Origin of the sequence: Variovorax sp. E3 (assembly GCF_016082275.1) — a bacterium.
In the GTDB taxonomy this organism is placed as follows: Bacteria; Pseudomonadota; Gammaproteobacteria; order Burkholderiales; family Burkholderiaceae_C; genus Variovorax.
On record NZ_MOWM01000010.1, the window covers coordinates 80960 to 107218 of the forward strand.

Here is a 26259-nt window from a genome sequence, read left to right on the forward strand (position 1 = left end):
GGGCTCAGGCCGGTGTCATTCGATGATGACGAAGTGCTTGCTCGAAGGCTCCAGCGTGAGCCAGGTGCCCGCGAAGCCGCGCGGCACGAAGAAGGCTTCGCCCGCGACGAACTCGCGGCGGTTGAGGTCGCTGTCGACCAGCGCCACGCGCCCGGAGGTCATCCAGCAGAACTCGTCGAAGGTGTAGTCGACGAACAGGTGGCCGGGCTCGCCCTCCCAGCTGCCGCCGAAGTAGGTGCTGCAGGTGCGGTCGCCCACGCGCCATTCGGTTTCGGTCCAGCCGTCGGAGACGTCCACGCCGGCAGGCAGGACGGGGACGACCGGGCGGCCGACATTCACGCCCAGCCTCAGGATGCTTTCAACGCCGAGTTTTTTCATGGTTTTTTCCTGGTGGTTGATGGAGTAATTTCTAGAGGGAGGTCTCGCGCCACACCACGTGCTTGGCTTCCTGGAAGGCACGCAGCCCTGGCAGCCCGAGTTCGCGGCCGATGCCGCTCTTGCCGAAGCCGCCCCAGCCGACTTCGGGAAAGACGAGCTGCGGCGTGTCGAGCCAGACGATGCCGGCGCGCAGGCCGGCCTCGAAGCGCCGCGCCTGGGCCTTGTCCTCGGTGACGACGGTGGCGGCCAGGCCGTACTCGGTGTCGTTGGCCATGGCCAGCGCGGCCTCGTCGGTGTCGAAGGGGCGCACGCAGGCGATGGGGCCGAACACTTCGTCGCGCCACAGCGGGTGATCGGTCGGCACGTCCCTGAAGATGGTGGGCTGCACGAAGTAGCCTTCGCCGGTCGTTTCGGGCGCGGCGCCGCCGGCCACCAGTGCAAGGCCGTCTCGCACGGCGATGGCGATGGCCGTCACCACCTTGTCCTTCTGGCCTTGCGAGATCAATGGGCCGTACTGGCCGGTGCCCGAGTCGGGCGTGCCAACGGGTTGCAGCGCCTCGACCGTGGCAACGAACAGGTCCATGAAGCGCTCGTAGAGCCGGCGCTGCACCAGGATGCGCGCGGTGGCCGAGCACATCTGCCCCGCATTGGTGAACACGCCGGCCACCGCGAGGTCGACCGCCGAATGCAGGTCCGCGCTGTCGCACACGATCAGCGGCGACTTGCCGCCCAGCTCGAGCGTCACGCGCCCGATGCGCTCCGCCGCGGCATGCGCCACGGCGCGGCCGGTGACGGTGCTGCCGGTGAAGGAGATCTTCTCGACATCGGGCGCGCTGACCAGCTCCTGGCCCACGCTGCGCGCGCCGAACACCCAGTTCGCCACGCCGGGCGGCAGGCCGGCTTCGAGGAACAGCTCCGCCATGGCCAGCTCGGGCAGCGGCGCCAGCTCCGAAGGCTTCACCACCACCGTGCAACCGGCGGCCAGCGCGGGCGCGATCTTCCACGCCGCCGTGACGAGCGGAAAGTTCCAGGGCAGCACCAGCACCGCCACGCCGCAGGATTCGTAGCGGCGCACCGCGCGGTATTCGCCGGCGGGCAACTGCAGCGCTTCTTCGTCGAAGTCGGGCCACTCGCACAGCCCTGCGTAGTAGCGGAAGGTGGCCACCGCGTCGGCCACGTCGGCCTGGGCCTCGGCCCGCGGCTTGCCGTTGCTCAGCTGCTGCAGGCGCACCAGCTCGTCCTGCCTTGCCTCCATGGCATTGGCCACGCGGGCCAGCAACTTGCAGCGTTCGGCGGCGGGCGTGGCGCGCCACGGCTTCAGCGCGGCGCGCGCGGCATCGAGCGCGTCGCGCACCTGCCTGTTGGAGGCCGCGGCAAAACGCGCCACCACCTGGCCCGTGGCCGGGTTGCGCACCTGGATGAATTCGCCCGAGCCTTCGACGGTCTCGTTGTGGATGACGCCGCCCGGCAGTTCGGTGGGCGCATCGCAGGGCAGGCGCGACAGCAGTTTGTCGAGGGCGCTCATTTGCGGTACCTCACGCCCGGCAGCACGCAGAGCATTTCGAACGCCAGGTTGGCGCCCAGCAGCGCGGTGGCGCCCGACGCGTCGTACTGCGGGCTCACCTCGACCAGGTCGGCGCCGACGAGGTTCAGGCCGCGGCAGCCGCGAATGATTTCAAGGCCTTGTGGCACTGTGAGCCCCGCGATCTCCGGCGTGCCCGTGCCCGGCGCGAAGGCCGGGTCGAGGCCGTCGATGTCGAAGCTCAGGTAGACCGGCGCGTCGCCGATGCGACTGCGCACCTCGTCCATCAGCGGTGCCAGTGAAACATTCCAGCATTCTTCCGCCTGCACGACACGGAAACCACGTTTGCGGCTCCAGTCGAAATCTTCGGCGGTGTATCCGGTGCCGCGCAGTCCGATCTGCGTCACGCGGTCGCAGTCGAGCAGGCCCTCTTCGGCCGCGCGGCGAAACGGCGTGCCGTGCGCGATCTTCTCGCCGAACATGGTGTCGTTGCGTCCGAGTGCGCGTCGACATGCACCAGCGCCATCGGGCCGTGCCTGCGTGCGAGGGCGCGCAGGATGGGCAGCGTCACCGTGTGGTCGCCGCCCAGGCTGATGGGGATGCAGCGGCTGTCGACGATGCGGTCGTAGGCCTCCTCGATGCGGCGGATCGAGTCGAGCAGGTTGTAGGGGTTGGTGGCCACGTCGCCGATGTCGCCCACGTTCAGCGAGTCGAACGGGGCGGCGCGCGTGGCCATGTTGTAGGGCCGCAGCAGCACCGATTCGGCGCGGATGGCACGCGGGCCGAACCTGGCGCCCGTGCGGTTCGAGGTACCCAGGTCGAAGGGCACGCCGACGAAGCAGGCGTCCAGGCCCAGCGGGTCGGCGGCGTAGGGCAGCCGCATCATCGTCGCGATGCCGCCGAAGCGGGGCATGGCGTTGCCGCTGGCCGGCTGGTTGAGAGCGGGTGTGTTTTTGTGTTTGTCTCTGTGTCCATCGCTTCATCGTAGGGCGGGGACACGCCGGGAAAAACAGCGTTGCGCAGATGTTTACTTCGATGTCGCACGATGTACTGCGCGGCGCGTTGAATGCTTTTAGACTCCCGTCCTTTCTTGTTTCCGGGCCGCCACTTTCACCGCTGCCGTTCACGCGAATGCTTACCAATCTTTCAGATCTGGACCTGCGGCTGATCAGGGTTTTCCTGGCGGTGGTGGACGCGCGCGGCATCTCGATCGCGCAGTCGACGCTGAATGTCGGGCAGTCGACATTGAGTGCGCAGCTCTCCACGCTCGAGGTGCGGCTGGGCTACCGCCTGTGCGAGCGCGGCCGTGGCGGCTTCCGCCTCACGGTGAAGGGCGAGCGCTTCGAGCGCGCGGCGCGCCAGCTGATGGCGACCGTGGGCGGCTTCTGCCTGCAGGCGCGCGACATCGACAAGGAACTGGTGGGTACCCTGACCATCGGCATGGTCGACCACACGCCGCCCGACCAGCAGGCGCGGCTGAGCAGGGCCATTGCGCGCTTTCGCACGCGCGACGAGAACGTGCAGTTCTCGATCTTCCTGCGCACGCCGGAGCAGATCGAGCGCGAAATCTTGAGCGGCGCGCTCGACGTGGCGGTCGGCTACTTCTGGCACCGCGTGCCTTCGCTCGACTACACCGAGCTGTTCGTCGAAGAGCAGGTGGCGTACTGCGGGCGCGAGCATCCGCTGTTCGAGCGCGCGGGCAGCATCGCGGTGGAAGAAGCCATCTCGCACGAGTGGGTGGGGCGCAGCTATCCGGTGATCGAAGCGAACGCGCGCGCCATCACGGGCGGCATCGGCGCCATGGCCGACAACATGGAGGCGGTCGCGATCTTCCTGCTCTCGGGCCGCTACCTCGGCTACCTGCCCGCGGCCACGGCTGCCTCGTTCGTTGCCATGGGGCTGCTGCGGCCGCTCAATGCGGCGGAGCTGAAGTACGAGGTGCCGATACAGCTCGTCTTGCAGCGCACCGCACGCAGGAGCGACATCGTGGCCGCGTTCCTCGACGACCTGAGTCAAGAAAAGCAGAAGCCGCTGGCCCTCGCGGCCGCGCGCTGACACCACGCACACAGCGTTTGCCGCGCGCACGCGTGCCCGTCAAAGGGTAATCCCGTGCATCGCATCGATGAATGTCGATGTTCGCTTTCCGTGTCCGCTCTTCAACGCGCGGGGCCTTCCTCATATCTTTCCTCCACCGCCGGGATCCCCACGGCGTGGAGACGACAAATGACACCGACCCCCCAAAAAAGCAGCCTCATGAAGCTCAACAGGATCGCGGCCGCCGCCGCATGCGCATTGCTCGCGACATCGGGCTTCGCGCTCGACGCGCAAGACCTGGGCGGCGCGCTCACGCCCGCGGGCGCCGAGAAAGCCGGCAACGCCGACGGCTCCATTCCCGCCTACGCGGGCCCCGTGGCCGCACCGGCCGGCTGGAGCTTCGGCAAGCCGCGCGGCGACTACTTCGCGCACAAGGACGACAAGTCCCTGGCCAGCATCGATGCATCGAACGCCGACAAGTACGCCGCGCAACTGAGCCCCGGCCAGCTCGCGCTGCTGAAGGGGCTCAAGGGCTATCGCATGGACGTGTTTCCTACGCGGCGCACCTGCGCGCAGCCTGACTTCGTGAGCCAGGCGACGCGCAAGAATGCGGCGGGTGCCGCGTCGATGGCCGCCGACGGATGGAGCGTGAAGCAGGCGCTGCTGCCGGGCGTGCCGTTCCCGGTGCCCAAGTCGGGCGTGGAGGTGCTGTGGAACTTCAAGCTGCGCTATCGCGGCGTGGGCACCGAGTACACCAACGGCGTGACCGCCGTTTCGCCGCGCCCCGGCGCGAGCGAATGGATCGAGGCGAGCTGGCAGCAACTGCAGTACTTTCCGTGGGGCTCGAGCCGCGCGACGGGCCAGCCCCAGCCGCTGACCATCGAAGCACAGCAGATGTTCAGCTACAAGACGCCCGCCGCGCTGGCCGGCCAGGGGCTGGTGGCGACGGGCTACACCAGCGACCGCGAGACCGAGGTTTTCTACTACTTTCCCGGCCAGCGCCGCGTGCGCCGCATGCCCTCGTATTCATACGACGCGCCGCAGATCGGCTTCGAGAACCAGTACACGATTGACCAGAGCTCCATGTTCACCGGTCCGCCCGACCGCTATGACTGGAAGCTCGCGGGCAAGCGCGAGATGCTCGTGCCGTACAACAACTTCGCGCTCTACAGCCGCATCGCGAACCTGCACGACGTGGCGCAGCCCGAGTTCGTGAACGCCGACAAGCGTCGCTACGAGAAGCACCGCGTGTGGGTGGTCGAGGGCACGCTCAAGCCGGGGCTGCGGCATGCGTCGCCCAAGCGCGTCTTCTACTTCGACGAGGACAGCTGGATCATGCTGCTCGCCGAAGACTACGACGCACAGAACAAGCTCTGGAAGTTCCGCGAGAGCTATCCGATCCCCGTGTACGAAACCGGCAGCTGCGACTTCTACCCGTTCGCGCAGTACGACCTGATCGCCGGGCGCTACCTGGCCGACATGCTGCCCGTGAAGTCGGAGATCAAGTGGTTCGTGGAAAGCGACGAGGCGCGCTTCAAGCAGAGCTACTACACCGCCGACAACCTGCGCGCCCTGAGCGAACGCTGAACGGAGGCCGCCATGACGATCACTTTCAAGGCGCGGGCCTTTGCCGCCGCGCTGACCGCCTGCGCCGCCAGCGCGCACGCCGTCACCTTCGAGACCGAGAACCTCTCGGGCAGCTTCGACTCGACCATCAGCGCCGGCTTCGGCGTGCGCACCCAGAGCCCCGGCGCGGGCACGGTGCTCAGCGGCGCGACCGGCGTCGGCGCGCCGATGGGCACGCTCGCCGTGACTTCGGGCTACGGCGACCAGGGCAACCTGAACTACGGGCGCGGCGACTTCTTCACCGCCTACCTCAAGGGAAGCCACGAGTTGCTGCTGCAGCTGCCCGACGGCATCCGCGCCATGGCGCGCGTGAGCTGGCTTCGCGACTTCGCGGCCACCAACACCACGGGCTACACCAGCGCCGGCACGCCGCCGTACCTCACGCTGAACGGCGGGCTCACATCGGACGCGCGCGACGACCTGCGCTTCAAGGCGCGCGTGCTCGACCTGTGGGTCAGCAAGACCTTCACCCTCGGCGACCAGCAGGCGCGGGTGCGGGTGGGCAACCAGGTCGTCTCGTGGGGCGAGAGCCTGTTCATTCCGGGCGGCATCAACGCCACGAACGCGCTGGACCTCATGCGGCTGTCGCAGCCCGGAACGCAGCTGAAGGAGGCGGTGCTGCCCGCGCCGATGATCAGCTTCGCCTCGGGCCTGGGCCACGGCATGAACGTCGAGGGCTACGTGCAGGCCGCGTGGAACGAAAACTACTTTCCGCCCACCGGCAGCTACTGGTCGGCCTCCAACGGCCTGGGCAAGGGCCACCAGCAGTACGGCATTGCCGACGTGAAGGCGCGCAACGCGGGGCAATGGGGCCTTGCGCTGAAGATGCAGCCCGAGAGCACCAGCCTGAACTTCGGCCTGTACACGATCAACTACCACGACAAGTCGCCGCAGCTGCGGCTCGACCAGAGCAGCCTGGCGCCCAGCTTCGTGTACCCGGAGAACCGGCGCATGTACGGCGCCAGCGTGAACCTGCCGCTGGGCGACTGGGCGATCGGCTCGGAGCTGTCTTACCGGCCCCGGGAGGCGGTGGCGTTGAACCCCGCCGTGTCCGGGTGCGCGAGCCAGGGCGGCAACTGCTGGGTCGACCAGAAGCGCTATCAGTGGGCCCTGACGGGCACGCTGAACCTGCAGCCCAGCGGCACGGGCCGCGAGGTGCTGCAACTGCTGGGCGCCTCCAGCGGCACGCTGCTGGTCGAGGCCGTGGCCATCCGCTTCCCGGGCCTGAAGAGCAGCTACGGCGGCGACCCCGTCGCGGCGGGCGGCTACGGCTGGGGCCAACTGACCGACCCCACGGCCGCGCCGATGGCCAAGGGCTCGCGCAACTCGTGGGGCTACAACCTGGACTTCAGCTGGACCTACGACGGCTCGCTGATTCCGGGCTGGCAGGTGATTCCCGAGATCTACTATTTCCAGGCGGTGAGCGGCAACACGCCGACGAGCGCGGGCACGTTCATGAAGGGCGCCAAGTCGGCGAACCTCACGGTGTCGTTCGTGCAGAACCCGGCGAAGTGGCAGTTCGGCGTCAACTACGCCAAGTTCTGGGGCGGCGACAGCGTGTTCCAGCAGCCGTACCGCAACCGCGATTTCGTGGGCATGTATGCCTCCCGCAACTTCTAGGCCGGCGCTGCAATGATCATTTCCCTTCGCGGGCTGGAGGCGTGGGTCTTCAAGCTGCGCCTTCCCGTGCTGGCCGCCTATGCGGTGCTCACGCTGTTCCTCGGCTGCTTCGCGCTCCAGTTGCGCATGGACGCGGGCTTCGAGAAGCAGATGCCGCAGCAGCACGAGTACATCGCCACCTTCAAGAAGTACCGCGACGACCTGCTGGGCGCCAACCGGCTCACGGTCGTGGTGCGGGCCCGCAAGGGCGTCATCTGGACGGCCGAGGGCCTGCGGCGCGTGCATGACGTGACGCAGGCGGTGTCGGTGCTGCCTTTCGTCTCGCGCGGTTCGGTGCAGTCGCTGTGGACGCCGAACACCTACGTCAACGAAATCACCGAAGACGGCTTTCGCGCCGACCCGGTCATACCCGGCACGGTGACGCCCGACAAGCTGGACGACCGCGTCATCGGCGACATCGCGCGCAGCACGCGGCAGGGCGGCTACGTCGGCCTGCTGGTGTCGCGCAACGAGAGCGGCGCGATGGTCACGGCCGAGCTCGAAGAGCGCGGGCCCGACGGCCAGCAGATCGACTACGTGAAGTTCAACCGCCTGCTCGAGGAGCAACTGCGCGCGCGCTTCGAGGACACCGGCTTCGAGGTGCAGATCATCGGCTTCGCCAAGCAGATCGGCGACGTGGCCGAGGGCGCTTCGGCGGTGCTGCTCTATTGCCTCGTGGCGATGCTGCTCACGGCGGGCGCGGTGTACTGGTACTGCCGCTCGGCGCGCTTCACGGCGCTGGTGATCTTCTGCTCGCTGGTGTCGCTGGTGTGGCAGTTCGGCGCGCTGCACCTGATGGGCTTCGGGCTCGACCCGATGGCGGTGCTGGTGCCGTTCCTGGTGTTCGCCATCGGCGTGTCGCACGGCGTGCAGCAGATCAACTTCATCGTGCGCGAGATCTGCGCGGGCCACTCCAGCGACGAGGCCGCGCGGGCCAGCTTTCGCGACCTGCTGCTGCCCGGCACGCTGGCGCTGGTGACGGCGTTCGTATCGTTCGTGACGCTGGTGCTGATCCCGATTCCGATGGTGCGCGAACTGGCCATCACGGCGTCGCTCGGCGTGGCGTTCAAGATCGCGACCAACCTCGTGATGCTGCCGCTGGCGGCGTCGTACCTGCGCGTGGACGCGGCCTATGCCGAAGCCGCCATGCGCCGCAACGCGCAGCGCGGCCGCTGGCTGCGCTCGCTGGCGCGCGTGGCGCGGCCGGTGCCCGCGCTGCTCACGCTGGGGGTTGTGGCGATGATCTTTGCAGCCAGCGCCTGGCAGAGCAGGGACCGCGTGGTCGGCACGCTGCAGGCCGGCGCGCCCGAACTGCGCGAAAGCGCGCGCTTCAACACCGACGCCACGTCGATTGCCGCGAATTTCGACACCGGGCTCGACTGGCTCACCGTGGTGTTCGAGGCACCGGCCGACTCCTGCGGCAACGTGAAGATCGGCTGGTACCAGGACCGCTTCGTGCGCCGCATGGCGACCACGCCGGGCGTGACCTCGGTCGAGTCCTATGCAGGGCGGCTGCGGCAATACAACGAGGGCTACAACGAAGGCAACCCGAAGATGTCGGTGGTGCCGCTCGACGCGGCCAACTACGCCGCCCTGAGCACCGAGATCGGCCGCCTGCCCGGCATGATGCGCAAGGACTGCAGCATGACGGCCGTGCACCTGTTCCTGGCCGACCACAAGGCCACGACGATCCAGGGCGTGGTGGACGCGGCCAAGGCGTTTCGCGCGAGCGACCGCGAGGAGGGCGTCTCGGTGCGGCTCGCGGCCGGCAACGCGGGCGTGCTGGCCGCCATCAACGAAGAGGTCGAGCACAGCGAACTGCCGATGATGCTGTACGTCTACGCCACCATCGCGCTGCTGGTGCTGGTGGTGTACCGCGACATTCGCGCGGTGGTGGCTTGCTGCCTGCCGCTGACGGTGAGCACCTTCATCGGCTACTGGTTCATGAAGGAACAGCAGATCGGCCTGACCGTGGCCACCTTGCCCGTGATGGTGCTGGCGGTGGGCATCGGCGTCGACTATGCGTTCTACATCTACAGCCGGCTGCAGCTGAACCGCGCGCAGGGGCAGGGCATGGCCGCCGCGCTGGAGAACGCGATCGTCGAGGTCGGCGCTGCCACCATCTTCACGGCCATCACGCTGGCGGTGGGCGTGGCGACATGGTCGTTCTCGGCGCTGAAGTTCCAGGCCGACATGGGCAAGCTGCTCGCCTTCATGTTCATGGTGAACATGGTGATGGCGATGACCGCGCTGCCCGCGCTCGCGCTGTGGCTCGAGAAGATCTTTCCGCGCAGGACGCCGGTGCGTGCCCTGGGCGTCATCACGCATTGAGGACCCCGATGACTTTCTTTTTTCGCGTGGCCATGACGGTCGCGGTGCTCGCCTGCTGCGCGCTGAGGCTGGCGCAGGCCGGCGAGCCGGGCGTGCCCGCGCCGCGCGCGGCCGACATCACGCCGGCCTCGGTGGACACGTCCCTTCTTGCCGCGGCGCAAGCGGGCGGGCGGATCGTTGCGGTGGGGGACAACGGTGTCGTGCTGCTGTCGGATAGCGGGGGCCGGCACTACCGGCAGGCCCGCGAGGTGCCCGTCGATGCGATGCTGACCGGTGTCAGCTTCGTCGACGACCGCTTCGGCTGGGCCGTCGGCCATCGGGGGGCGATTATTCAGACGCGCGACCGTGGCGAGACGTGGACGCTGCAACGCGACGCGGCGCAGGAAGACCGGCCCTTGTTCGCCGTGCATTTCTTCGATCGCAACGAAGGGGTGGCGGTGGGGCTGTGGTCGCTGGTCCTGCGCACCAGCGACGGCGGCGCCACATGGACCCCGGTGACGATGGAGCCGCCGCCGGGCGCGAAAAAGGCCGACCTGAACCTGCTCGGCCTGTTCGCGGATGCGAAGGGCACGCTCTACGCCTGCGGTGAGCGAGGCTACGTGCTGGCCTCCACGGACCGTGGGCGCCACTGGCGCTACTTGCGCACGGGTGCGGCGGGCACCCTGTGGGCCGGAACGGCGCTGGTCGACGCCAACGGCAACGAGACCTTGCTGGTCGGCGGCCTGCGCGGGGCGCTGTACCGCAGCACCGACGGCGGCGAGCAGTGGTCGGCGATCCCGATTCCGAGCAAGGGGTCGATCACGGCGCTCGCGAGTTCGGGGCGCGATGTGGTCGCGGTGGGGCTCGACGGGGTCAGGGCGTCGAGCACCGACGGCGGCGCGACCTTCAAGGTCGAGACGCTGGCGCAGCGCACCGCGCTGACGGCGGTGCTGCCGGGCGCTGATGGCGCATGGGTGCTGTTCTCGCGCGCGGGGCCGGTGGCCGGGGCCCGCTGAGGGCATGAAAAAGCCCTCGCAAGGAGGGCTTCGTTGCTGCGGGCGCAGTCTGCCTTGCGATCAGCAGGCCTTGCCATGGGCGACGTGCGCGCCCTTGGCCTTGGCATCGGCTTCCGACATGTACGAGCCGTGCTTGGTCTTGCCGTAGTACTTGTCGCTCGCGCAGTGGTAGACCTTGCCGTTGACCCAGACCTGGCCGGCGGTGGGGGCTGCTGCCGTGGTCGTGGTGGCTGCCGGCTTGGCGGCGGGGGCGGCCATGGCGGCAGGTGCTGCTGCCGGGGCGGCCGCAGGGGCGGCGGGTGCGGCTTGCGCGGCGGGGGCAGGGCTCGGTGCCGCTGCCGGCGCGGCGGCGGGCTTCTGGGCAAAAACCGACGCGGTGAAAACGGTACCAGCGGCCAACAGGATCAGGGCTTTTTTCAAGATTGCACCTCGAGGGTCACACGAAAACACGTGCATGCTGCTGCCAACGCGCCGGCCGGACGCGGGTTGACGGATGTATCGGCGGACATGTGACGAGTGGTTCCGGTCGAGACGTATTTCACAAACGTTAATGATCTGATGCGTTTTGGAAAGACAAATTAACACTTGTGAACTAGTTCCTGTACCTGTGGCGCGGCTCCTCCTATCCTTCGAGCCATGATGAAAGCACCTGCCCACGTTCTCGACCTCCCCGATGGCTGGACCGCGGATTTCGAAATCGTCCGCACCCTTCATGCTCCTACGCCGGCATTGCCAGGCTGAGCCTCGCCGGGGTGCAGAAGTGCGCGCTCGTCATCACCCAGCAACTGACCTGGGACGGCGCCTTCGAACGCGCCTGCGTGCGCGCCGCGCACTTCGTGCGCGAGTGGATGTCCAGCGCCCGCGACTGAACCGGCACGGGTTGCAATCCATACCTGTTCGTTCACATTTGGGAACGATCTTCACGAACGCGATGTGCGCGGTTGCTGAAGCTCGGGCGTTGTCTTCCTGTCGGGACTGTTCCCGCTCTTCAGGAGACGAAGTGACCGTTCAACGAAACATTTTCAAGCTGGCCGCCGCGGGCGTGCTGGCCCTGGGCGCGCTGTGCGCCGCCGTGTCGGCCAACGCCGGCACCAGCTGGTCCATCGGCGTGAATGTGCCCGGTGTGGTGGTGGGCAGCGAACCGGCGCCCACCTACTACGCCCCGGCGCCTGTCTATTCGCAGCCCGCCCCGGTGTATTACCAACCGCCGCCGCCCCCGCGCTACACGCCGCCGGCCTACTACGAGCCCGCGCCCGTGTACTACGCCCCCGCGTCCCGCTGGGACGAGGAGCGGGCCCAGCGCCGTGAATGGCGCCGCCGCGAATGGGAGCGCCGCGAGCACTATCGCCGCTACCACGAAGACCGGGACTGAGCGCGGCGCTGCGGGCATTTCGCCCGGACGGCGGATCGACGGGTTGCAGCTTTCGGGCCGCAGCCCGTTTTCTCTTTTGCGGGCTTCAGCGCCTGCCTTGCACCCCGGTTTGCAATCTTTTGGATTACAAATTTGGCAAAAATGCCAAAAAGTACCGGATCCGGGCATGGCCGGTGCGGAGACTGAGACGCGCGGTCAAGTCCCGCCCTGACGAGCCAGCACTCTCGACGCCTGCGACGCCACGCTCGCTGCGAACCCCCGAAAAGAGTGTTTCCGCCATGTACCTGCATCCCCTTCTTTCCCAATTGCCGCCGGCCGAGCGCGAGGCGCTGGTCCAGCAAAGCGAACTGCGTTCCTTCCGCCGAAACGCCCCCGTTCTGGTCGCCGGCGACTGGACCGAGCACATCTACTGCGTGGCGAGCGGCCTGTTGCGCGTCGTGGCCCGTGGCCGGGACGACACCGCCGACATCACCACCGACTTCATCCGCCAGGACGATTTCTTTCTCGGCCCCTCGCTCAGCCAGGACCGCTACCAGGCCACCCAGACGCTGGTCGCGGCGCTGCCTTCGTCGGTGTACCTGGTGCCCGTCGCGGCATTGCGCGCGCTGTGCGCCAAGCGCCCCGAAGTGGCGCTGGGCCTGCTGGGGCTGTCGATGAAGCGCATGTCCGGCATTCGCGGGCAACTGCGGCGCGTTTCCGCGCTGTCGTCCGAAGACGTGGTGAGCGGTGTGCTGCGCCAGCTCACGCAGCTGGCCCCGGCGGGCGCCGACGGCTTCGACAAGCGCATCACCCAGTCGGTGATCGCCTCTTACTCGGGCCTGTCGCGCGAGGTGGTCAACAAGACCATGCGCGACATGGAGAGCAGGGGGCTCGTGCGCCGCGACGCGGAGGGCATTCATGTGCCGCCGGAATTCGGCGCGCCGCATGCCGGGCGCGGCAAGGCGCAGGATTGTGGCCAGAGTGCCTAAGTTGCTTACATTAGTTAAACAATTTTGAATACCAAGGAACTAGTTCCTGGGTTGATCCTGCCGCCCGGCCTATTCTCGAGGCCATGAGTTCAACGCTGCAACATCAACAACTTCTGGTCGAGCTGGCGGACGGCTGGACGAGCCGGATCGAGATCAAGCAAACCACCAACGGCCGCTATGCGGGCGTGGCGGAATTGAGCCTGCGCGGGCTCAAGTGGGGCGTGCTGGTGTTCATGCAGCAGCCGTCGCTGGAGGCCGCGCTTGCACGGGTGCGGCTGCGGGCCAGCCAGTTCGCGCGCGAGCGGCTGTCGCTGCTGGACGCGCAATCGCGCATGCTGTTGAACTGACGGAAACGAAAAAGCCCGCGCAAGGCGGGCTTTGGAATGTGGTCGTGAACTCTCACGCGGTCCACGGTTACGGCAAATTTTCACTTGCGGAAGCCACCTGTTGTTTTTCTCGTCGCTGTGACTTCGACGCGCCGGTGTGAGATTCGGCTTGCCTGGCCAGGCAACGTCCGAAGAAAATTCGGACGAAGCAGCGATTATAGCAGAGTTCGCGCAGCTCCCTCCCGGGCTCCCGCAGGCTTGGGCTTTTCCTATCCCGCGCATGAAGATTGCCAACCCACGGGCGGCGGCAAACGCGGCACCATGGACGCATGAAGACACTCAGAAAAATCATCGGCGCCGCCATCTCGCTCGCGGGCGCGGTGGTGATCGTTACCCAGCATCTTTGAGCGCGCGGGCTCTGAAACATCGCGCGGCCCATCGGCTTGCGCGCGCCCGGCGTTCATGAGCGTTTGCTCAACTTCTTGCTCGACCCGAGCGGCATCCCCTGTTCATGGGATGAGGCCATGCATTTTTGCCGATGCGACTGATCGAATATGCAAAAGATGGTCTGCTGGAGCCATTCAAATGCGTGTACGGCCATCGTGGACTCACGCGCGCACGCCATGTGCCGCCGCGCAAAACGATGTCGACCTCACCGTGTTCGGTCAAACATTGTTTACAAATGTGACCTGGAACACATCCGCGGCCTGAAAGCACATGCCAAGGCCCACCGTAATCCGTAGTATTCCTTTTGTTTCAAAACATGTCCTACGGAGCTTGCAACGTGATGGTTCAAAGATCCTCGTTCTTCCGAACGCACAAGCCGCGGCACGCCGCGCGCGGGTCTGCCTCACGAACGCGTGGCGCCGACGAGTCGAGGGCCACGTCCATGCCGCACTCCTAGCCGCCACAGCGCCAGCGCAGGCCTTCTTCGCCTGACGCGCGCCCCTTCGCCGTGACCCGATAGCCGATCGCGAGGCCCTCCGAAAAGGAGGCCACGACGCGTGACGGCCGTCGCGTGCGCGTCGACTTTTCAGTCACCGGTTCGAACCCGCGTTGCGACGCGGGGTGGCGGACTGTTGCCGCAAGAAAACGCGGCAGCCCTCTCTTTCTTCTTGTGTGAATTCGACGCAGAAATTTTCGACCGAGGATGCAATGCCCGCTCTCTCTCCACTGACAACCTGGCCGCTCGACGCGCAGATGCCCGCCGAATGGGCGCCGCGTGCGTCGGCGGCGAGCATCGCGGCCAACGATCTCGCACCGCGTGACGTGCCTCGCGACGCGCCCCGCGATGCGAACGACGCGCGCATTCCCCATGCCGACGCGGTGCCGTTCATCTCGACCGTGCCCGCCGAGCTCTTCATGCGCCAGCCGCAGCGCCGAGCCTGCGCCTACATCTTCATCGCCAACCTGCCGCACCTGGCCGAAGCCTACGGACAGGACTTCGCGTCGAGCGCGAGCTGCGAGATCCAGCGCCGCCTGTGCGCCGGCTTCCTGCGCACCAGCGAGACCGATCTCGCCCGCCTGCGCGACGACTGCTTCCTGCTCTGGGCCAACGACGCCTTCGCCGCGGCCGATCCGCAAGCCGGCGCATCGATGAGCCGCGAACTGGAAACGCTGCTCTCGGTGCTCGGCGCCGAGCCGGTGCGCGCCAAGGGCATCGCCGCCATGGTGCAACTGCATGCCGACTGGATCGAGGTGCGCCCGCCCGAGCAGCTCGGCGCGGCCGAGATCGCGCTCACGCTGTGGACCGCGCAGCCGTTCCCCGATTCCGGCGAGAGCAGGGCGGACGGATGGCGCCAGCGCTACCGCGCCGACATGGACGTTGCCGTGCGCGTCAACGAGGCCGTGCTGGCCGAAGGGCTGAACTTCGCATGGCAGCCCGTGGTGCAGGCGGGCGGCATCGCCACCATCTTCTACCGCGAGGGCCGGCCCCGCATCGCGCGCAGCCGCGACGAGCCCGCGTCGCTCACGGCCGAGGTGTTCACGCCGTGCCTGCAACGCCTGGGGCTGTCGCGCGCCTTCGACCGCCTCGCGGTGCGGCGCGCGATGGAGGCGCTGCGGCTGCGCCCCTCGGCGCACATCGGCGTGGGCATCAGCGCGCAGAGCGTCAAGTCCGACCACTGGTGGGCGTCGCTGCTGTCGATGCTCGACGCGGAGCCCACGCTGGCCTCGCGCCTGGTGATCGAGATCAACGGCGGCACCGGGCTGCCCGACCTCGAGGCGGCGCGCGACTTCTGCATGCAACTGCAACTGCGCGGCTGCCGCATCGCGCTGCGCGACTTCGGCGCGGGCGGCGACAACCTGGCCGCCGTGCAGGCCTGCCGCCCCGACATCGTGAAGCTCGACGCGTCCTTCCTGCGCCGTGCGCGCGACAGCGCTTTCGGGCGCGAGTGCCTGCGCGGCATGTTGTCGCTGTGCGCGCACTTCGCCACGCACGTCGTGGTCGACGGTGTCGAGCGCGAGGACGACGTGCACGTGGCGCTGGGCGCCGGTGCCCAGTGGCTGCAGGGCTACAGCGTTCGCGGCAGCGAGCCGCAAGGCCCCGCCGCGGCGCCCGCGGTGCCGCGTCAACAGGTGGACTGCCCATGAACATGCCGACGGATCTGCAACTTCGCCTGGCCCGGTTGAACACCGAGCTGATCCAGCTGCAACGCGCAGTGCACGAGCTGATGCAGCAATGCAGCCTGTCGTCCGACGACGCCAGCCCGGACGACATCGTCGCCAAGGCCCAGTACCTCGCGCTCGAGGCCGCGCTGCGCTTGCCCGAAGCCCGGGTGACGCGCGCATGACCCCGCTTCTTCTTTCAACGTTCCCTCTCTCCCGCAGAAATCCTATGCCTACCCAACTTGTCCAGGTTCCCCTTGGCGCGCTTGCATCCCGGCCGCGTCGCCTTCTGTCCTTTGCTTCGATTCGGCAGTGCGTGCGGTTGGGCGTGCATGCGTTCTTCGTGGTCGCGGCCGTCGGCGCCTTCGCCAACAACGTGGGCGAGAACAGCGCGTGGCAGTTCCAGACCTCGGCCGACAAGGCCAACCAGGCCGCGGTGCAGGACATGGTCCAGCGCAAGAAGGCCGGCAGCTACGGCGCGGCCAACTACACCACCAACAACTACGTCGGCAAGCAATACAACTGCGACGTGACGTCCACCGCGCAGGGCAACCAGGGCACCAACAGCACGGTCGCCAACTCGCCCAGCACCAGCGGCGCGGCCGCCAACTCCACGGGCAATGCCAACACCGGCTACGGCGGCGCGGGCACCGTGACCACGGGGCAGGCCAACACCGGCACCGTGGGCTCCTTCGTGAACGGCTCCACCGCCAGCAACGTGCAGGGCATGTCCAGCCAGGCCCTCAACTCCAACCAGAGCAACACCGGCAACCAGAGCGCCAGCATCAGCGGCAGCTCGGCCTGTGCCTTCGGCGCGCTCAACTGACAGGGAAGAAAAAAGAATGATCACGTTCGAGTCGATCCGCGCATTGCCGCGCGTCAAGAAAACGGCCGCGTCGCGCGGCCTGCTGGCGGCGGCAGCCGTCATGAGCCTGGCCGGTTGCGTGACCGCGCCGCAGCAGCAGATGGCGCCGAAGGAGGCACCCATCGTCCTGGGCCCCGCCGTGCGCGAGAACGTCACGCCCATGGAGGCCGTGCTCGCCTGCTTCGGCGACCACGTGGCCGCCACGCAGCGCCCGCCCATCGTCGTCACCGTGGGCGACGTGAAGGACTACACCGGCAAGTACAGCATCAACGAAGGCAACGCCATCACGCAGGGCGGCGCGCTGATGGTGTATTCGGCGCTGGGCAAGTTGGGCGGCGCGGTGCAGGTGGCAGAGCGCTTCGACCCCGTCATCGCCGAGCGCGAACTGGGCTACGCCGATCGCCGCCAGCTCGGCGACGGCCGCACGCACCAGCTGGCCGGCCCCAACGGCGGGCAGAACGTGCCGTGGCTGCCGTACTTCGGCGGCTCGATCAACAAGTCCGACTACTTCATCGTGGGCGGCATCACCGAGCTGAACTACAACATCAACTCGGGCGGCGCCGAAGTGGCGGTGAACCAGGTGGGCGTGAAGGCGCGCACCTTCAGCCAGTCGGTCGGGGTGGACCTGCGCATCGTCGACACCAAGACGCTGATGATCATCAAGACCATCAGCCTGACCAAGCAGTTCAACGGCTACGAAGTCGGCTTCAACGTCTTCCGCTTCTTCGGCAGCAAGCTGTACGACATCGATGTCGGCGCCAAGGGCCAGGAGCCGGTGCAGATGGGCGTGCGCGCCGCGCTCGAAGAGGGCGTGGTGCGCCTGGTGGCCGCCGTCACCAAGGTCGATCCCGACCCCTGCCTGGGCATGCGCATGTTCGACCAGCTGCCGCTCGTGCCGGCGGAAAAGATGCGCAAGGTCGCCAACCCGCTGATCGATTCGGCCGGTGCGCCGGTGCAGCAGGGCGAGGCCGTCAATGCCGCCAGCCAGACCGGCGCCAGCCTGTCGGGCTCGAGCGTGCAGATCCCGTTCGAGTTCGGCGCCGCCGCGCTCACGGGCGGCACGCTGAACCTGCTCGACCAGATCGCGGCAGCCGCCGCCAAGGGCGCGACCGAGGTCGTGCTGGTGGCGCGCGACACCGAGAACTGGGACGCCGGCAAGCGCGACATGCTGACCGACCAGCGCATCGGCGTGGTCACGTCCGCGCTCGCATCGCGCGGGCTCGCGCCCGGCGGCATCAGCGTCACATGGCGGCCTGACAAGGCGGACACGTCGATTCATCGCGACGGTCCCGGCCTGCAGGAGATCGCCAAGCTCCGCGTGCAGGGCGCGGGGAGGGGTGGACCGTCGCGCACGGTCCGCGAGGAGAACGCAACCGGAGGGAAGTAACCGACACCGAGTCCGACACCGCACCACCACCACAACGCATCACATCGCCAGATCGATTTCGTTCGCAATCAAGACAGTCATCCGATCCAACAAGGAACACTCATGAAAAAGAACCGCAAGAGCATCGGCCGCAGCGCCGGCACCCCCGTTCTCGGCAGCGTCGGCCTTGCCGTGCTCGCCACCCTGATGGGCGGCGGCGCGCAAGCCGCCGACGTGGGCTTCGGCACCCTGCCGATTCCCAGCGTCACGACCACGGGCCACAAGACCGTGCAGAGCGTGCAGGGCAACATCGTGGGCGTTTCCGCCGCCACGTCGAACACGACCACCGGCGTCACCGTGGTCGGCCCCGAGGCCGGCAGCAGCAACACGACGACCAACAACCTGGTCAAGCCCACCGCCACCGGCAACAGCTTCAGCAATTCGATCGACCTGTCGCTGACCGGCGCCGCCGGCGACGTGGGCCCCGAAGGCTCGGCTTCGCTCGGCCTGCAGACCAACAGCGGCGTGGTGTCCAGCACCGCCAACAACAACGTCGTGAAGGTCGACCTGAACGGCTTCACCAGCGGCGGCGCGGCCAACACGGCCAACACCATCGCAGCCAGCACCACGCTGAACAGCGGCTCCTCGTCGATCGCGGGCACCGTGCCCAACGACTACACCTCGACCGTGCCCGGCAGCACCGGCATCGCCTACACGCCGGGCAGCCGGTCCGCCGACGCGCAAGGCAGCATCGTCATCACGTCGGCGCAAACCGGCACGGGCGCCAGCTCCAATGCCACCGCCCAAGGCAACCAGGTCACGCTGACCCTGACCTCGCCGGTCACCAACGCGGTGAACTCCTCGCCGGCGCTGGACAACAACACCGTCTCGGCCACGCTCAAGGGCAACGCCGCGACCAGCACCGCCAGCATCCAGGCCGGCGGCGCGCCCACCTTCGCCGGTTCGGCCGTGGTCTCGAACCTGCAACTGAACCAGGCCGGCGCACCCGGCGTGGTGCACAGCGCGGTCAACAACGGCACGGCCATCGGCGCGTCCATCAGCAGCGGCACCCCGGGCTTGACCAACACGCTGAACGGCGGCGTCTCGGTGCAGGGCAACACCATCTCCAGCGCGGCCACCGGCAATGAATCGCTGGGCGCCGCGGGCGTGGCGGGCAACCGCATCGTGCTGGGCGACGGCATGTCGGTCGCCGGCGCGGGCGGATTGATCAACAACAACGCGAGCTTCAACGGCGGCAACCTGTCGAGCACGGTCATGGCCGACCTGGCCATTCTGAACAGCCAGGGCAACGTCGCGTCTCGCTCTCCAGCGCCACGCAGGGCGCGAGCGTGGGCGCGCAGGCGCAGTCGATCGACGGCGGCTCGGTCAACCTGTCGGGCAACAGCATCACCTCGGCGGCCACCGGCAATGCGGCTTCCAGCGCCATTGCCAGTGGCAAGAACGCAGCCGCCTTCAACGCCACCGCGGCGCTGGCCAGCCAGCAAAGCAACTACGGCTCGACCGTGCAGGCCATCACCGGCCCGTCGGTGGTCGGCGTGATCTCGGGCACCGAGAACGGCACCAACAACGACAGCACCGTGACCGTGGGCGGCAACCGCACCGCGGCCACCGCCTACGGCAGCAGCGTTTCCCAGAGCCTGTCGCTCGAAGCCAATGCGCTGCCCCTGAGCGGCGGCGTGGTGGTGCTGGCCGGCGGCAGCACGCCCGACGGCAACGTCCTGGCGAGCGGCGCGGCGAGCATCTCCAACCTGCAGGGCAACTACGCGGGCGCCGTCAGCGCAGCGAACGCCGGCTCGATCGTCGGCATCGCCGCCGACTCGCGCGGCACCGGTGGCGACACCATCAAGGCCAGCACCTTCACCGTCACCGGCAATACGCAGGAAGCGGTCGCGGTCAGCAACAGCGCGGGCAATGCGCTGTCGCTCACCGGCACCACGGTGGGTTCGGGCGCGGGCGTGGCCAACGTGCAGGTCGTCGACGGCAACTCGCCGGTGCAGGCGCAACTGCTCGGCTCGACGGCCACCGCGTACCTCGGCACGCACACGACCGACAGCACCGTGTCGCTCACCAACAACCTGCAACGCGCGGTCGGCTATGGCAACTCGGCGTCCAACACGCTGAACGTGGCGGCCAACAGCGCCAACGTTGCCGCGGTGGGCGTGCCCGCTTCGACGGTGGTGCCCGGCGGCGGCACTGTGGTCGCGGGCTACGGCGTGCTGAGCAACCAGACGGCGCTCGGCGACGTGACGGCTTCGGCATCGGGCTCCGCCCTGCCGGTCGGCGCGCTGCAGGTGCTGGTCGAAGGCAACGTGACCCGCGGCACCGTCACCAACGAAGGCAATGCCTTCGTCGGCGCGGCGTACGGCAACGACGTGACCAACGGCGCGAAGCTCGCGCTGGGCAGCGGCGTGACCACGGCGGGCTTCTCGTCGGTGGCGAACGTGACCAACTTGCAGAACGTGGCGGGCGACATCTCGGCATCGGCCTCGGGCGGTTCGGTGGTGCGCACGAACATCGAGGACAACCTCGCGGCGTCGTCGGTGTCCACGTCGAACAACCAGATCCAGGCATTGGCCAACGGCAACCGCGCGGGCGGCAACACGCTGGCGGTGACGGGCAACACGCTGTCCAACGTGAACACCGGCGTCCCGCGCCAGGGCGCCTCGTCGAACGGCCCGGTGCTGATGACCGACGCCGCTTTCAGCGTGCAGAACGTGCAGACCGGTTCGGGCTCCGTCACGGCCAGCCAGCTGGAAGGCGCCCCGGGTGCCCTCACGGCCGCGCAGGTGCGCACGGCCATCGGCGGTTCGGTCACGGGTTCCACCGTGGTGTCGAACGGCAACAGCTCCAGCGCCGTCGCCACGAGCAACAGCGCCACCAACGGCCTGACGCTCGCGGGCAACGCGATCGCCAGCTCCAGCGCGCTGCAGAACTCGCAGGCCACCAGTGCTGATGTGAATGCGCTGATCGGGCTGGCCGGTACGCCGGGCAGCCCCGGACGCCGACCACGCCGTTCACCTTCAACGCAACAGGCACAGGCCTGGCCGGGAACATCGCGGACAGCCAGGTCACCCTGACGGGCGGTACGCTGACCGTGGCCACGTCGACCCTTACGACCGCGCAGATCGACTACCTCGTGGCCAACGGCTGGACGACCGCCGGTGGCAACATCAGTGGGTCGGCCACGTTGCTCGGCACGATTCCGCTGTCGACTTTCACCGCGATCAACGGCGGCGGCGCGGCTTCCTTCTCGGCCATCATCCCCGGCACGCCCGCAACGGCGGCAGTTCCCAACCAGGCGGCGTCACTGTCGCCGTGGGCGGCGCGGTCACCAACTCGCAGGTCAGCGTCAACGGCAACACCGCCAACGGCGCGGTCACCGGCAACAGCGCGACCAACAGCGTGGCCGTCACCGGCGGCAACATCACCGCGGGCAGCGGCAACACCGTGGCCACCGCGGGCACGCTGATCGCCGGCACGGGCGCGCAGGCCGACCACGCACTGTCGAACGTGCAGCAAGTGAACGAAGGCGCAAGTCTCACGACCAGCGTGTTCGGCACCTACGCCATCGACACCGCACCGGGCGCCGCCATCTCGGGCGCGACCCTGAGCGTGTCGAACAACAGCCAGCGCGGCAGCGCCGTCGCCAACACGGCGGTCAACAGCGTCGCGGTGAGCGGCAACAGCGTGTCGACCACCACGGCCCTGGCGTCGCAGCAGTCGAGCGCGGCTTCGGTCGCGGCCAGCTCGAACCTGGAGCTGTACGCACCGGGCGCGGTGGCCAATTCGTCGGTCGCGCTGTCGGGCAACAAGAACGTGTCGCTCGGCGTGATCAACGACGTGACCAACTCGCTGGCCGTGAGCGGCACCAACGTGTCGCCCGTCGGCATTGCGGCGAACGCGAACCTGGTGGCAGGCACCGCCACCGGCGACCACGTGCTGAACAACGTGCAGACTGCCTCGACCAGCGTGAGCAGCACGGCGAACACGCGCCTGTACAACCAGGACCAGGTGGCCACCGCCACCACGGGCCTGGCGAACAGCAGCGTGAGCGTCACCGGCAACACCACGACGGCCGAAGCCTCCGCCAACCGCGCCGACAACAGCGTGGCCCTGAACGGCGCGGCGCTGCAAGGCGCCAACGCCGGCCTGGCCAACACGCAGAGCAGCAGCGCGGCGGTGACGGCCAACGCCAGCACCTCGGCCACGTTCCAGCTGAACGGCTCCCCGCTGGCTCCGGCGGCGCTGAACAGCGGCGTGACGATCGACGGCAACAGCACCACGGCACTGGCACGCGGGAACACGGCCAACAACGCCCTGAACGTTGCGGCCGGTGCCAGCTACGGCGCCTCGACCGCGGCAACGGCCGGCAGCACGCTGGCCGGTACGCAGGCCACGGCCGCCGTGCTGAACACCCAGGGCAACTCGGGTGCGGTGACGGCGAACGCCACGGGGACCTACCAGGTCGCGCTCAACGGTCAAAGCGTGGGCGTCGTTGCGGGCCTGACCAACGGCACGGCGGCTGTCACGGGCAACACCGTGGCCGCGCAGGCCTACGGCAACAGCGCGAACAACACGCTGACCGTGGCCGCGCCGGCCGTCGGCCGTCCGACCGCCGCTGTGGGCAACTACCAGACCAACAGCGGCGCCATCGTCGCCACGGCTTCTGGCGTGAGCTACGGCGTGGGCGTGACGGGTGCGACCAACGGCAGCACGCTGCGCGCCGCGGGTAACCAGATCACCGCCACGGCGGTGGGCAACTCCGCCGTGTCGACGATCGCTTCGGCCCGCTAAGGGTCGAGGCTCCAGCCCCGGCGAACGGTTTTTCGCCGGGGCTTTTTTTCTCCGCCCGGGCCGCTCGCGCGGTCCGGCGTTGCAGGCCCCCGGGGCGGGGCCGTGCCGGGTTGGGCATGTCGAGCGCCGGTGACGGATATGCAACACCACCGGCTTGCCCTCTCGCCAGGAAAAACACCAGAGCCATGTATCTGCATCCCCTTATTGCCAACGTGCCGCCCGCCGAACGCGCGGCGCTGGTCCAGTGCAGCGAGCTTCGCTCGTACCGGCGCAACGACATCGTGGTCATGGCCGACGACTGGACCGATCACATCTACTGCGTGGCCAGCGGTCTCTTGCGCGTGGTCGCGCACGGCCGCGAAGACGGCGGCGACGTCACCACCGACTTCATTCGCCAGGACGATTTCTTTCTCGGCCCCTCTTTCGCCGAAGACCGCTACCAGGCCATGCAGACGCTCATCGCGGCGCTGCCTTCGTCGGTGTACCTGGTGCCCGTGGCGGCCGTGCGCAAGCTGTGCAGCGTGTACCCGGAGGTGGCCATCGGCCTGCTGGGCCTGGCCATGAAGCGCATGGCGGTCATTCGCGGGCAGCTGCGACGCATTTCCGCGCTGTCGTCCGAAGACCTGGTGAGCCGCGTGCTGCACCAGCTGACGCAACTGGCCCCGGCCGTGACCGGCGGCTACGACAAGCGCATCACCCAGTCGGTGATCGCCTCTTACTCGGGCCTGTCGCGCGAGGTGGTCAACAAGACCATGCGCGACATGGAGAACCGGGGGCTGGTGCGGCGCGACGAGCACGGCGTGCACGTGGCCGCCGACTTCGCGACCACGGACTTCGGCGGGCTGCTGCCGATCGAGGAAAACCTCTCGCACATCGCGCCGCGCCAGGCAGGGCCGATGTTCGCGCCCGACATGCTCGAGCCGCCGCGTGACTTGCGCGGCGGTGCGGGGAAGTCCGGCCGGCCTTGAGTTTCGCGGGGCGCCCGTCCCCGGAGAATGAAGAAGCTCAGGGCCGGGGAATCAGCGGCGAGGAGGGCGCCACCACCGGCGGCCGCTGCGGATAGACCGACGTGCCGAAGGTGTTGCCCATGCGATGGCTCGTCGCGGCCTGGTTGAACAGGCCCAGCTGGTTCGACGGGCGCTGCGTGATGGCCTCGGAGGCGAGGCCCGGTTGCGCACCGTCGGCCCCGCGCGGCGGCGCGGTGGGCTGCAGCTTCTGCGTCAGGCAGGCATAGGAAGGCGTGCGCTCGCCGTTGACCACCACCTCCACGCAACTGTCCGCGGCCGTCCTCGCTTCAGCCCCGGGCTGCGGCTGCGCCGAGGCCACGCCGCAGAAGCCGCACGCCGCCAGGGCCGCGACGCCGTACAGAAAACTCATGCGCATCCTCGCACCTCCATGGTTCTGGTCGCCTGCCGTTGCGGCGGCGAACCGGTCAGTCTAGGGCGGGCACAAGTCAGCGCAAAGACGGCAACCCGCCATCGGACATCGCGGATCGGACATTCGTCCAATGGCGGCTTCGGCGCCCGAAGCGGACAGTACGGGTTCTCCCAACCCTCCTGTGTCAAACGGACTCCCAATGAAAACCATCCAACGCTTCAAGCTCGCCGCCGCTGCCGCCGCCATCGGCCTCTCGTTCTCCGCCGTGGCCGCCACCGCCGACGCCGGCAAGCCCAGCGTCGTGATCGTCCACGGCGCCTTCGCCGACGGTTCCGACTGGGCCAAGGTGATTCCGCTGCTGCAGGCCAAGGGCCTGCACGTGGTGGCCGTGCAGAACCCGCTGAGCTCGCTCGAGGACGACGTGGCCGCCGCCAAGCGCGCGATCGACGCGCAGCCCGGCAAGGTCGTGCTGGTCGCCACTCGTGGGGTGGCGCGGTCATTACCGAAGCGGGTGCCAACGACAAGGTCAGCTCGCTGGTCTATGTTGCCGCCTTCGCGCCCGACGCCGGGCAAAGCGCCGCCGAAACCGGCAAGGGCTTCCCGCCCGCGCCCGGCTTCGCGCACATCGTGGCCGACGCCTCGGGCTTCCTGTCGCTCACCAAGGAGGGCATGAGCAAGCACTTCGCGCAAGACCTGCCGGCCGCCACCACCGCCGTGATGACGGCGACGCAGGGCCCGATTCTGGGCAAGTCCTTCGAGCAGAAGCTGGGCAACGCGGCCTGGAAGACCAAGCCTTCGTGGTACCTGACCACCGACGCGACCACATGATCCAGCCGGCGCAGCAGCTCGAGATGGCGAAGAAGATCGGCGCGCACCTGGTGCATGTCAACTCCAGCCACGTGCCGCAGCAGTCGCAGCCCGCCAAGGTGGCCGAAGTGATTCTGGACGCTGTGCGCCAATCCAAGTAAGGTGCCGCGTGCCGGCGGGGGGCTCGCCGCTTCACCGGCGCGCCTATCCGCCACTTTTTCTCGCTTCACGTGCAGCCTGCTTCCCCCATTCAAGTCTTCGACGCCATCCGCGCGCTGGCCTTTGTCGGCGATCTCAGCATGGGGCAGCCCATCGACCATTCGTCGCGCACCGCGTGGCTGGCCGCGCGGCTTGCCGAGGCCACCGGCCTCGACGCGGCCACGCAGGGGCATGTGGCCTGCGTGGCCTTGCTGCGCTGGTCGGGCTGCACGGCCAACGCCCCCGAGTTCGCCGACCTGCTGGGCGACGACGTGGGCGGGCGCCGCAGCATGCTGTCGACCACGTCGGCGCGCGCGGCGGCCGACTTTGCCAGCTCGGTGAGCCCGCTCGCGCAGATCCATTGCGAGGTGTCCGGCGACATCGCGCGCACGCTCGGCATGCCGGCCCCGGTGGAGCTGGCGCTGCGCCACATCTTCGAAACCTATGACGGGCAGGGCAAGCCCGAGGGGCTCGACGCCTCGCGCATTCCGCACGAGGTGTTCCTGGTCACCATCGCCGGCGACCTGGAGATCTTTGCCCGTGTGCACGGCCTGAACAACGCGCTGCGCTACATCGCCGAGCGGGCCGACGCGCGCTACCCGGCCGCGCTGGTCGACGCGGTCCGCCGCCATGCGGTCGACTGGCTCCACGTGATGGAGCAGCAGGGCGCGGCGGCCGAGCCGCAACTGCCGCCCGCGGCCCTGCAGGCCACGACCACGCCGCTCGAGCTGATCGCCGACGTGATCGATCTCAAGCTGCCCTGGATGACCGGCTTCTCGCGCCGCGTGGCCGACGCCGCGTTGCGCTGCGCCGCCGCCATGGGATTGGACGAGGCGCAGCGCCAGCGCGTGTACCGCGCGGGGCTGATCCACGGCATCGGCCGCGCGTCGGTGCCGAACACGGTGTGGGACACGCCCGATGCGCGCAGCGAGGCCGACGCCGAGCGGCTGCGCCTCGTGCCCTACTGGACCGAGCGCGCGGCGCGGCGCATCGCCACCCTGCGCGCCGAGGCC

General features: G+C 68.5%; 21 protein-coding genes and 2 pseudogenes. 17 read left to right on the top strand and 6 right to left on the bottom strand.

Going from position 1 to position 26259, the window contains the following annotated elements; genetic code table 11:
* Positions 1-15: 15 nt before the first annotated feature.
* The 3 genes and pseudogenes from BMG07_RS06255 to speB all read right to left on the bottom strand — a co-directional run bounded on the left by BMG07_RS06255 (position 16) and on the right by speB (position 2786).
* Positions 16-378: a cupin domain-containing protein gene (locus tag BMG07_RS06255; protein ID WP_198083830.1), complete on the bottom strand. Its 363-nt coding sequence runs from the start codon at positions 376-378 to the stop codon at positions 16-18.
* Positions 379-409: 31 nt separating this feature from the next.
* A complete protein-coding gene (locus BMG07_RS06260; RefSeq protein ID WP_198083831.1) occupies positions 410-1903 on the bottom strand; it encodes an aldehyde dehydrogenase family protein in 1494 nt (497 codons plus the stop codon).
* Positions 1900-2786 (bottom strand): annotated as a pseudogene (gene speB, locus BMG07_RS06265) (agmatinase). Before speB ends, BMG07_RS06260 begins: the two are co-directional and overlap by 4 nt.
* Before the next feature lie 245 nt (positions 2787-3031).
* On the opposite strand from speB, the gene BMG07_RS06270 reads away from it, so the two are divergent.
* The 5 genes from BMG07_RS06270 (at position 3032) to BMG07_RS06290 (ending at position 10545) form a co-directional block, all read left to right on the top strand.
* The gene (locus BMG07_RS06270; RefSeq protein ID WP_198083832.1) at positions 3032-3955 is read left to right on the top strand and encodes a LysR family transcriptional regulator; all 924 of its coding nucleotides are present in this window, start codon (positions 3032-3034) and stop codon (positions 3953-3955) included.
* 198 nt (positions 3956-4153) lie between these two features.
* Positions 4154-5521: a DUF1329 domain-containing protein gene (locus BMG07_RS06275; protein WP_198083833.1), complete on the top strand. Its 1368-nt coding sequence runs from the start codon at positions 4154-4156 to the stop codon at positions 5519-5521.
* Positions 5522-5533: 12 nt separating this feature from the next.
* Complete coding sequence (locus tag BMG07_RS06280) at positions 5534-7180, top strand: DUF1302 domain-containing protein (protein WP_198083834.1); 1647 nt, start codon at positions 5534-5536, stop codon at positions 7178-7180.
* A 12-nt stretch (positions 7181-7192) separates the two neighbouring features.
* Positions 7193-9550: an RND family transporter gene (locus BMG07_RS06285; RefSeq protein WP_198083835.1), complete on the top strand. Its 2358-nt coding sequence runs from the start codon at positions 7193-7195 to the stop codon at positions 9548-9550.
* Positions 9551-9558: 8 nt separating this feature from the next.
* Positions 9559-10545, top strand: a complete 987-nt coding sequence (locus tag BMG07_RS06290; RefSeq protein WP_198083836.1) for a YCF48-related protein — start codon at positions 9559-9561, stop codon at positions 10543-10545.
* Between the two features lie 60 nt (positions 10546-10605).
* On the opposite strand, the gene BMG07_RS06295 is transcribed toward BMG07_RS06290, so the two are convergent.
* Complete coding sequence (locus tag BMG07_RS06295; RefSeq protein WP_198083837.1) at positions 10606-10965, bottom strand: hypothetical protein; 360 nt, start codon at positions 10963-10965, stop codon at positions 10606-10608.
* A gap of 580 nt (positions 10966-11545) precedes the next feature.
* On the opposite strand from BMG07_RS06295, the gene BMG07_RS06305 reads away from it, so the two are divergent.
* From BMG07_RS06305 to BMG07_RS41610, 8 genes are all read left to right on the top strand, one after another.
* On the top strand, positions 11546-11917 hold the full coding sequence (locus BMG07_RS06305; RefSeq protein ID WP_198083838.1) for a hypothetical protein: 372 nt from the start codon (positions 11546-11548) through the stop codon (positions 11915-11917).
* Positions 11918-12195: 278 nt separating this feature from the next.
* Positions 12196-12885 carry a Crp/Fnr family transcriptional regulator gene (locus tag BMG07_RS06310; protein ID WP_198083839.1) on the top strand — a complete coding sequence of 230 codons (690 nt, stop codon included), beginning with the start codon at positions 12196-12198 and terminating at the stop codon, positions 12883-12885.
* 83 nt (positions 12886-12968) lie between these two features.
* Positions 12969-13232 carry a hypothetical protein gene (locus BMG07_RS06315; protein ID WP_198083840.1) on the top strand — a complete coding sequence of 88 codons (264 nt, stop codon included), beginning with the start codon at positions 12969-12971 and terminating at the stop codon, positions 13230-13232.
* A gap of 1134 nt (positions 13233-14366) precedes the next feature.
* The gene (locus tag BMG07_RS06320; RefSeq protein WP_198083841.1) at positions 14367-15803 is read left to right on the top strand and encodes an EAL domain-containing protein; all 1437 of its coding nucleotides are present in this window, start codon (positions 14367-14369) and stop codon (positions 15801-15803) included.
* Entirely contained in the window at positions 15800-16003 is a 204-nt protein-coding gene (locus BMG07_RS06325) for a hypothetical protein (protein WP_198083842.1), read from the top strand. Before BMG07_RS06320 ends, BMG07_RS06325 begins: the two co-directional genes overlap by 4 nt.
* 131 nt (positions 16004-16134) lie before the next feature.
* On the top strand, positions 16135-16644 hold the full coding sequence (locus BMG07_RS06330; protein ID WP_307866881.1) for a hypothetical protein: 510 nt from the start codon (positions 16135-16137) through the stop codon (positions 16642-16644).
* A 16-nt stretch (positions 16645-16660) separates the two neighbouring features.
* Positions 16661-18070 carry a CsgG/HfaB family protein gene (locus BMG07_RS06335; RefSeq protein WP_198083844.1) on the top strand — a complete coding sequence of 470 codons (1410 nt, stop codon included), beginning with the start codon at positions 16661-16663 and terminating at the stop codon, positions 18068-18070.
* Positions 18071-19398: 1328 nt separating this feature from the next.
* Complete coding sequence (locus tag BMG07_RS41610; protein ID WP_269758708.1) at positions 19399-21147, top strand: hypothetical protein; 1749 nt, start codon at positions 19399-19401, stop codon at positions 21145-21147.
* A 52-nt stretch (positions 21148-21199) separates the two neighbouring features.
* On the opposite strand, the gene BMG07_RS41615 is transcribed toward BMG07_RS41610, so the two are convergent.
* Positions 21200-21331 carry a hypothetical protein gene (locus BMG07_RS41615; RefSeq protein ID WP_269758709.1) on the bottom strand — a complete coding sequence of 44 codons (132 nt, stop codon included), beginning with the start codon at positions 21329-21331 and terminating at the stop codon, positions 21200-21202.
* 54 nt (positions 21332-21385) lie between these two features.
* Here BMG07_RS41615 and BMG07_RS41620 point away from each other — a divergent pair, with 54 nt between their 5' ends.
* Positions 21386-22864 carry a hypothetical protein gene (locus BMG07_RS41620; RefSeq protein ID WP_269758710.1) on the top strand — a complete coding sequence of 493 codons (1479 nt, stop codon included), beginning with the start codon at positions 21386-21388 and terminating at the stop codon, positions 22862-22864.
* A 185-nt stretch (positions 22865-23049) separates the two neighbouring features.
* Positions 23050-23832 (top strand): Crp/Fnr family transcriptional regulator, encoded by a 783-nt coding sequence (locus BMG07_RS06345; protein WP_198083845.1) that lies wholly within the window; start codon positions 23050-23052, stop codon positions 23830-23832.
* A 37-nt stretch (positions 23833-23869) separates the two neighbouring features.
* On the opposite strand, the gene BMG07_RS06350 is transcribed toward BMG07_RS06345, so the two are convergent.
* Positions 23870-24247, bottom strand: a complete 378-nt coding sequence (locus BMG07_RS06350; protein ID WP_198083846.1) for a hypothetical protein — start codon at positions 24245-24247, stop codon at positions 23870-23872.
* Positions 24248-24440: 193 nt separating this feature from the next.
* Here BMG07_RS06350 and BMG07_RS06355 point away from each other — a divergent pair.
* Positions 24441-25209: pseudogene (locus tag BMG07_RS06355) on the top strand (alpha/beta fold hydrolase).
* 69 nt (positions 25210-25278) lie between these two features.
* Positions 25279-26259, top strand: a 981-nt coding sequence (locus tag BMG07_RS06360) for an HD domain-containing phosphohydrolase (protein ID WP_198083847.1), incomplete at its 3' end; no start/stop codon positions are given.

Coding starts and splice junctions, on each gene's coding strand:
- BMG07_RS06290 (WP_198083836.1), top strand. CDS start 9,559: ATGACTTTCTTTTTTCGCGTGGCCATGACGGTCGCGGTGCTCGCCTGC.
- BMG07_RS06260 (WP_198083831.1), bottom strand. CDS start 1,903: ATGAGCGCCCTCGACAAACTGCTGTCGCGCCTGCCCTGCGATGCGCCC.
- BMG07_RS06315 (WP_198083840.1), top strand. CDS start 12,969: ATGAGTTCAACGCTGCAACATCAACAACTTCTGGTCGAGCTGGCGGAC.
- BMG07_RS06345 (WP_198083845.1), top strand. CDS start 23,050: ATGTATCTGCATCCCCTTATTGCCAACGTGCCGCCCGCCGAACGCGCG.
- BMG07_RS06335 (WP_198083844.1), top strand. CDS start 16,661: ATGATCACGTTCGAGTCGATCCGCGCATTGCCGCGCGTCAAGAAAACG.
- BMG07_RS06280 (WP_198083834.1), top strand. CDS start 5,534: ATGACGATCACTTTCAAGGCGCGGGCCTTTGCCGCCGCGCTGACCGCC.
- BMG07_RS06310 (WP_198083839.1), top strand. CDS start 12,196: ATGTACCTGCATCCCCTTCTTTCCCAATTGCCGCCGGCCGAGCGCGAG.
- BMG07_RS06285 (WP_198083835.1), top strand. CDS start 7,193: ATGATCATTTCCCTTCGCGGGCTGGAGGCGTGGGTCTTCAAGCTGCGC.
- BMG07_RS06270 (WP_198083832.1), top strand. CDS start 3,032: ATGCTTACCAATCTTTCAGATCTGGACCTGCGGCTGATCAGGGTTTTC.
- BMG07_RS06255 (WP_198083830.1), bottom strand. CDS start 378: ATGAAAAAACTCGGCGTTGAAAGCATCCTGAGGCTGGGCGTGAATGTC.
- BMG07_RS06350 (WP_198083846.1), bottom strand. CDS start 24,247: ATGCGCATGAGTTTTCTGTACGGCGTCGCGGCCCTGGCGGCGTGCGGC.
- BMG07_RS06275 (WP_198083833.1), top strand. CDS start 4,154: ATGAAGCTCAACAGGATCGCGGCCGCCGCCGCATGCGCATTGCTCGCG.
- BMG07_RS41615 (WP_269758709.1), bottom strand. CDS start 21,331: ATGATGGCCGAGAAGGAAGCCGCGCCGCCGCCGTTGATCGCGGTGAAA.
- BMG07_RS06325 (WP_198083842.1), top strand. CDS start 15,800: ATGAACATGCCGACGGATCTGCAACTTCGCCTGGCCCGGTTGAACACC.
- BMG07_RS06320 (WP_198083841.1), top strand. CDS start 14,367: ATGCCCGCTCTCTCTCCACTGACAACCTGGCCGCTCGACGCGCAGATG.